Origin of the sequence: Bacillus cereus group sp. N21, assembly GCF_016483395.1 — a bacterium.
Taxonomy (GTDB): Bacteria; Bacillota; Bacilli; order Bacillales; family Bacillaceae_G; genus Bacillus_A; species Bacillus_A pseudomycoides.
Genome location: NZ_JAEHBX010000124.1, coordinates 1 through 7,596, shown reverse-complemented (window position 1 = coordinate 7,596; position 7,596 = coordinate 1). Strand labels below are relative to the sequence as shown.

Sequence of the window (7,596 nt, the reverse complement as noted above, 5' to 3'; positions counted from 1 at the left end):
GGTAGTTGGGACCTTGTCCCTGTGAGAGTAGGACGTCGCCAAGCAAAAACCTAAGTCGTTTCGACTTAGGTTTTTTTTATTTAATAAAATAAATGCTTTGTGTACCTAAGTATTTATTTTATTTTTCTTCATAGCTGTTCATAAATTTTCTTCTTCATTAGAGATAATAAGATAAGGTCATCACCTATGCGTTTTTTTGAATCATAGGTGATGACCTTGTATTTGAAAAGTGGGTATGTTTATTTTTTTACATCAATGAGTTTAAAACGTTCACAAACGAGTAGCATATCTTCAGAAAACTCATGTCCAAGTGCATTCAATTCTTTGGTAAAGAACTTTCTGTGGGTATCTTTCCAGTAGTCATAAGTTCGATCACCTTCGCCTTCTGCAATGGCAAATTCTTCGGGAACTTCATTCATTGGTGTTACAGTTACTTCTATTGTTTTAATAATGGCTACAGGTTCATCCTGGCTATTTAAGATAATGCTATAATCATTTGTCGTAGGAAGCGGCTCATTGTCTAGTTCATAGAAGATATGACCAGAGCATGTTGCTGTTTTCACGCCATCAATTACTAATTGAGCAAGATAGTCAGGAGATGCTCCGAACTGCCATGCACTGACAGATTGAGGCTTTTCACTTTCCTTCCAATACTCATCCCAATACTTTTGTGCTAATTGGTTCATTTGTATCATTCACCTATTTCTCTATTATATAGTCAAATACATAATTCATTGCCATAAGGTTCTGGTCATCTATCCCTCCTATAAACCTCTATAATAACATTAAAGAATATTCAGAATTAATAGGTCAAGCTATTTTAAACAACTACCTAAGTTTTTAAGATTAGATAGTTTATTTCGAGTAATAAAACCAACGCTTTTTATGGAGAGTTTGTTTAACGTATCTTTTCGTCAAAATGAAGAAGGTACGTCTGTTAGGGTGGTATAATTGCAACTAACCGATTCTTCCATAGGAATATCGGTTAGTTGTTGTCTTTTTATAGATGATCTTTCTATAGTTAGAGCAATACGAAGAGAGTGAACACAATGGCTAACAAAATGCGGTAATAGGCAAATGGCTTTAAACCGATTTTTGCTAGTAACTTTAAAAAAGTTACTACTGCTAACATTGCTACTACAAAAGAAGTAATAAATCCTACTGCAAACATTGGAATATCATCTATACTTAAATGTTCCCAACTTTTTAATAAGTCTAGACCTGTTGCACCAACCATGACGGGAAGAGCGATAAGAAAAGAAAATTCTGATGCAGCGTTATAATTCACTTTTGCTAACAATCCTCCAGACATTGTGGATCCAGCTCTTGAAAAACCAGGATATACCGCTAAACATTGAAATAATCCAATTGTTAATGCTTGACGATATGTTAAATCATCTAATGAATAAGAGGTAGCTTCAGGTTTTTTAACTTCTGCAAAAATCATAAGAATAGCTCCTGCTACAAGTCCGATAACGACAGTATATGGCTGAAATAAGTATGTTTTGATTACATCATGTAATAGTAAGCCAACAACTACAGCTGGAAATACACCTAGGAAAACATGTAGTGCATTGAATTTTTTCTCTTTCTGCAAGAGAGGCTTAATGTTACATAAGGAAACAAGGCGTTTATGATATAAAACAGCAATAGCTAAAATTGCTCCTAATTGTATGACAATCTCAAATGTTTTTGCTTTTTCTCCCTCAAAGCCTAATAAGTGTCCGACTAATATAAGATGCCCAGTAGAAGAGATAGGCAAGAATTCGGCCAGTCCTTCTACAATGCCAAGTATGAAGGCAATGATTGTATCGCTCATGATTTGACTCCTATACAAAATATTAATGAAAAGCTACCTATGAAATACAATGTTAAGAAATAAATCTATTCATTTCTTTTTTAGTAAAAACATTAAAGTTGTATAGATGGAATATAAAATTATAACTGTTATAAAGCTATACATTGTTAGTGTAACTGTAACGGGAGCCCATACTGTAATAAACGACCAAGGTGCTCCAAGTAGTATTTTGGGGAGTTTTAAAAAGAATAGTAGTCCCCCTGCAACGACACATATATTTATGAGAAATAATATGAATTTCTTTTTGTTTAATAAAGTCCAATTTCGGCGTTTTTGTAATAACCTTCTTATAAGTCTTATGGTTAAAATTATAAATAATATACTTAAGCACGCTGTCGCAATGAATATTATGGTTGCTATTTTATCTACCTTTTGAAAGCTATCTATTTGCTGTGTACCGGAAATGTTCTTTCCGTTCCAGAGATCTATAACACCTTGACCAATTGATGTAGTAAATGTACTTTTCATATTTGCTAACACCGCTACGCCTGTTTGTTCATCCGGTTGCATTATAATAAAAGACGAAAAGTTTGGATTTTCTCCATCATGGAATACAATTTTTTTGTCTTTTTGTAAAACAACCCATCCGCTGGCATAGTAGCTATTATTAGCAACTGGTTTCACTGTCTTATCGGGGGTATGTGAATCCGAAATTAGTTGTGGATCAATGGAATCGTTTGTTTCAGTTCCTAATTGAAGATTCATCCATTTTGCTAAATCATTTGTATTACTGATAACATAACCTGCGGGTGTATTACCACGATAGATAGGTTGTGTATATGCATATGGTCTCATAAATCTTAATTTATACCCAGTAGCCATCTCATTGGATTGTCCTTGTAAGTAACCTACTAATGAATTTTTCATTCCAATTTGATTTAAGATGTTTTGCTTCATATAAACTTCATATGGCTTTTTTGTCACTTTTTCAATTACAAGACCTAAAATATCATAATTAATAGTTGCGTATTCAAAAGAGCTTCCTGGCTTATGATCCAATTTTGTGTGTTGTAATGTTTTGACGGTTGCTTCTAGTGCATCATTCTCTGTACTGATGGGAATATAGCTAATAGTGGTAGAAGGTATTCCGCTAGTTTGATAAAGCAAATGATTTAAAGTAATATTTCCTGGTTTATCGTTACAAGTTAATTTTAGCCATGGTAAAAATTTTGTAATATCGTCAGTTCTTTTTAGTAAGCCCTCTTTTTCCAATTGTAAAATAGCTAAACCTGTAAAAGCTTTACTTGTTGAAGCTAGCTCAAATAAAGTATCTTCATTCACGGGCTTTTTTGTTTTTAAATCTGCGTACCCAAATCCTTTTTGATAAATAGTTTTTCCTTTTTCGACAATGACTACTGATATTCCTGGTATTTGACTAAGCTCTTGTTGTTCTTTAATAAATTGGTCAATTTGTTGTATGCGTTGTTCTTTAGTTTGTTCACTTTCAGCAAAGCTAATTTGTGAGAATGGGATAAGAAAGACTAGTATTAAAAAACTGATAGAAAGGTAATGGTAGAGTATCTTCTTTTTATTCATCTTTAATAGCTCCTGTCCGTAGGTAATAATAGATGACAAAGTGGTTGAAATCTTTTATAGGGAGTGTTTAATCTATATAATCGGAAATTAGACCCACACCTCAGAATTACCAGCGGGAACAAAAGAGAGGTGTGGGAACAACTTTTAATAAAAGCCTGATTTTAAGTGGTACATAACGCATCTACTAATAATTTTTTTAATTTATCTACTTAGATTAATGAATATCAACCTTTTTAAAATAGAATATTGTTGTGATAAGGCCGATAATAGATGTAGCTGCAATGATGATATATGAATATTCCGGAGGATATGTTGGTTGCAGTTCGTTATTTACTATATCGATTGTTGCTGCCCAAGGAAATAAATCTTTGTGCTCTGAGTTTGCAGTCATAACATTTATCATCGTTATAACGATTGTTAATATAATAGGCGGAACATAAGTTTTCATTACAAGGGTTAGCAGTACAATAGGGGGCGATAAAATAAAAAGAAATCCACCGCACATTAAAAATTTCATTAAAGATTGCAGAAGTAATGAGCTACTGAAGCCAGAGAAGTTTCCTAATAATCCTAATAATAAAGTTAGTCCCCAAGCAACTATAGTTAGCATCATAATCCAAACAAATAGGAGGATGAATTTACTTATAATAAAGTTAATACGTGATACAGGAATGGTTAATAGATTTTTTAATGTATCTTCCGTATATTCCCGGTTAAAGAGATAAGCAGTCACTACACCGTATAGGGGGATTCCAATTATTAAAACGGTATATAGATTGACATCAGAGAACAGTCTATCAAATAGTATAGTTGGATTAGGATTTTTTGTTTTCATGTGTACATATGACGCTACTACTACCATAAAAGGTGCTACCGCCGCTCCAATAATACTAATTAAGAACATGTTAGAACGTTTTAATTTTAATAATTCTGTGTATAGTAGATTAACCAATTGTTCCACCTCCAACTAATTTGGTGAAGTAATCTTCTAATCTATCTTCGCTCATCATAATTTTTAATACTTCGATATCGTTTTGGACAAATGTTTTATTAATTTGTCCTTGTTGCCCAAAATGGGAATAGACGCGAATGTTACCCTCATCATGCACTTCATAATCCGAAATATGAAATTGATTTTCTAAAAGCATTACAGCTTTGTTATCGTTATTTACTTGGAATTCTAAGTATTTCCGATTTGTTTTTCGAAGTGTATCAAGAGCAATTTCCTCTAATAACTTTCCTTCATGAATAATTCCCATATGATCGACTAGCTGTTCGACTTCAGCTAAAATATGGCTGGAAATTAATATCGTTATATTTCTTTCTTGTGCTAAAGATTTAATGAGCTTTCGCATTTCTTTAATACCAATTGGATCTAAACCATTAGTTGGTTCATCTAATATTAACAGTTCTGGATAATGGAGAAGAGCCCTTGCAATTCCTAACCGCTGTTTCATCCCTAAAGAGTATTTTCCTACTAGCTTTTTTGTTTCATTCTGCAAGCCTACAATTTCTAGTGCTTCTCCAATTGCATTCTTTTTATGAACCCCGATTATCTTTGCATTAATTAATAGATTCTCTCTTGCAGTTAGGTTTTCATAGAACCCTGGCACTTCAACGATAGAACCGATTCTCCTTAAAATTTCTTTTTGATTCCGAAATGAATCTTCTCCGAATATTTCGATTTTTCCGCTTGTAGGTTTTATTAATCCTAGTAGCATTCGAATTGTAGTCGTTTTACCAGCACCATTTCGCCCGATAAATCCGTAAATCTCTCCTTGGTTTACAGTTATATTTAGATTATCTACTGATTTTTGTTTGCCATAAATCTTAGTGAGATTTGTTGTCTTTATAATTGCATTCATTTTGAAACACCTGCTTTCCATAAGCTCTTAATTACATGATAAAAAGGAGGATTTAACTGCTACTTAATCATTTCTTAACTGTTTCTTAAAAATGGTTTGTTTTGGGATAGAAAATCCAAATGTGGTTCTTTCCCACGGAATACTTTCTACCCATATTTTCCCGCCGTTTTTTTCTACGAGAGCTTTAGCGATAGCGAGTCCTAGACCACTCCCGCCATGAGAATGGTTCCTTGATTGTTCACTTCGGTACATTCTCTCAAATACATTATTTAAATCATGTTTTGAAATTCCAGGTCCTTTATCCCAAATAAGCAGCTGATATTCATTAGTGGTCTCTAAGAGTTTTATTCCTATTATCTTTCCGGATTTTCCGTAATATATAGCATTTTTCATGAGGTTACCTATAACTCGTATAAGGCTAAGATAATCTGCTGTAACGGGACAAGGTGTTTCTGGGATGCTAACTTGTAACTCTAAATCATGTTTTGTTAGTTCAGGTAAAAATTCAATTAAAGATTCTCTAGCAATTTCAGCAAAATTGAGAGGCTCTTCCTTCAATGGAAATTCATCTGCATCTAGCTTGGCCATATTAAATATTTCATCAACTAATTGTTTTAAGTTGCTTGATTTCTTTGAAATAATTTCAAGATATTCTCGTTTCTCTTCTTCTGAAGTAGCAATATCATCTTTTAAAGCATCAACATAGCCAATAATAGAAGTAAGGGGTGTCCGGATATCATGCGAAATACTAGATAGGAGCTGTTTTCTAGATTCATGAGATTTTACAGCTTCAATTTGTACTTTTTCTAGCGCGGTTATTAATTCATTTGTAGAAAAAATTACTTCATCCAATGAATGATCGTTATTTGTATAGAGTCTTGTATGTGTATTTCCCTTGATAGCACGTTTTAATCCGGTAACCATGGATTTTCGATTTTCGATAAAATGAAGTCTTATAAAGAAAAGACTGATTGTCATAATGAAGAGTGCAATAAATAAAGCTAATCTTCCTGTTTCTAATTGATTGTTACTTATATCTATAAATAGGAGTACCGTGATTGCTAAAAGTTGCAATAGAAGAAGATACAGAACTTTATCATTCTTCATGCTTCTCACCTACAAATTTATAACCGATGCCCCAGACGGTTTGGATGAATTTAGGATTTGAAGGGTCAGCCTCGATTTTCTTTCTAAGCTTTCGAATGTGCACCATAACGGTATTATCATCCTCTATATAATTACTATCCCAAACATTACGGAAGAGTTGTGTTTTTGTAAAAACTTGTTCAGGGTTTAAAGTAAAAAACTTCAATAATTCCAATTCTTTTCCGGTTAAAGAGATTTCTGCGCCATCTACGTTAACTGTGTACTTTTTCACATCAATTGTTAGCCCTTTAAATGTTAGGAGTGTTTTGTCCTGCGTGCTAGTGTTACTCCCTAACACGAAAAAACGCCTCATAAGAGCTTTTACTCTAGCGACCACTTCATGAATACTAAAAGGTTTTGTGATATAATCGTCTGCCCCTATGCTGAGACCTAAAATTTTATCCACTTCATGATCTTTAGCAGTAAGCATTAATATTGGGATGTTTGTTTTATCCCTAAGTCTTCTACATACTTCGATACCATCAATCTTAGGCATCATGAGATCTAGTATGATCAGATTATATTTATTTTGATTAAATAAATGAAGTGCCTCTTCGCCATTTATAGCGATATCTACTGTATATAATTCTCGTTCTAGATATTTTTTTAATAAATCTCGTATTTCTTTTTCATCGTCTGCTATAAGTACACGGATATCTTCCATATTGTCACCTGCTTCTAATAGAGTTTTATTAATAGTATAATTTGTATAAACAAAGGTTGTAGTATGGCTCGGTAATAAAAAAATACAATAGCTATCTAATTATATACTATTAATTGTTAAAGTAAGGTTATTAGTTTTGATGAAAGGAATAGGATGTATGGAATTGAGAAGAGGGAGATTATGAGTGATTGAATATAAGGGGAACTCCCCAAAGATAGTTTGAATAAGAGTGTTGTGAAACGGAAGTATATAATTTTGAATGTCTTCTAAAATAGAGAAATGAGTAATGAATTTGAAAGTTACTTGGAGAAATAGATTACTAGATAAAGGGACGCTCTTGTTTCTATCTATTGAAATTTTAATGTGTTTTTTCTCATAATATATTGATGCAAAAAGAGTGAATTAAATATATTTAAAAAAGGTATTGACGATTAGTATATTGAAGTGTAATATTATACGAGTCGCCGATAGCAACAACGAAAAACGCGACAAACGAAATAAAAAACTTAGTTGACATTGAAACATGA

General features: G+C 32.9%; 7 protein-coding genes. All 7 read right to left on the bottom strand.

Translation table 11 applies throughout. From position 1 onward, the window contains the following. Window positions 1–239 precede the first annotated feature (239 nt). The 7 genes from JDS96_RS29185 to JDS96_RS29155 all read right to left on the bottom strand — a co-directional run bounded on the left by JDS96_RS29185 (window position 240) and on the right by JDS96_RS29155 (window position 7,069). Window positions 240–686: an ASCH domain-containing protein gene (locus JDS96_RS29185; protein ID WP_199668920.1), complete on the bottom strand. Its 447-nt coding sequence runs from the start codon at window positions 684–686 to the stop codon at window positions 240–242. 335 nt (window positions 687–1,021) lie between these two features. After that, window positions 1,022–1,819 (bottom strand): undecaprenyl-diphosphate phosphatase, encoded by a 798-nt coding sequence (gene bacA, locus JDS96_RS29180; protein ID WP_199668919.1) that lies wholly within the window; start codon window positions 1,817–1,819, stop codon window positions 1,022–1,024. Between the two features lie 69 nt (window positions 1,820–1,888). Further along, window positions 1,889–3,394, bottom strand: a complete 1,506-nt coding sequence (locus JDS96_RS29175; protein ID WP_199668918.1) for a serine hydrolase domain-containing protein — start codon at window positions 3,392–3,394, stop codon at window positions 1,889–1,891. A 214-nt stretch (window positions 3,395–3,608) separates the two neighbouring features. Beyond that, window positions 3,609–4,346, bottom strand: a complete 738-nt coding sequence (locus tag JDS96_RS29170; RefSeq protein WP_199668917.1) for an ABC transporter permease — start codon at window positions 4,344–4,346, stop codon at window positions 3,609–3,611. Further along, window positions 4,339–5,259 (bottom strand): ABC transporter ATP-binding protein, encoded by a 921-nt coding sequence (locus tag JDS96_RS29165; protein WP_199668916.1) that lies wholly within the window; start codon window positions 5,257–5,259, stop codon window positions 4,339–4,341. Before JDS96_RS29165 ends, JDS96_RS29170 begins: the two co-directional genes overlap by 8 nt. Before the next feature lie 63 nt (window positions 5,260–5,322). Beyond that, window positions 5,323–6,366 carry a sensor histidine kinase gene (locus tag JDS96_RS29160; RefSeq protein WP_098161400.1) on the bottom strand — a complete coding sequence of 348 codons (1,044 nt, stop codon included), beginning with the start codon at window positions 6,364–6,366 and terminating at the stop codon, window positions 5,323–5,325. Beyond that, on the bottom strand, window positions 6,356–7,069 hold the full coding sequence (locus JDS96_RS29155) for a response regulator transcription factor (RefSeq protein WP_097795777.1): 714 nt from the start codon (window positions 7,067–7,069) through the stop codon (window positions 6,356–6,358). The genes JDS96_RS29160 and JDS96_RS29155 overlap by 11 nt, the downstream gene beginning before the upstream one ends. Between the last annotated feature and the right edge of the window lie 527 nt (window positions 7,070–7,596).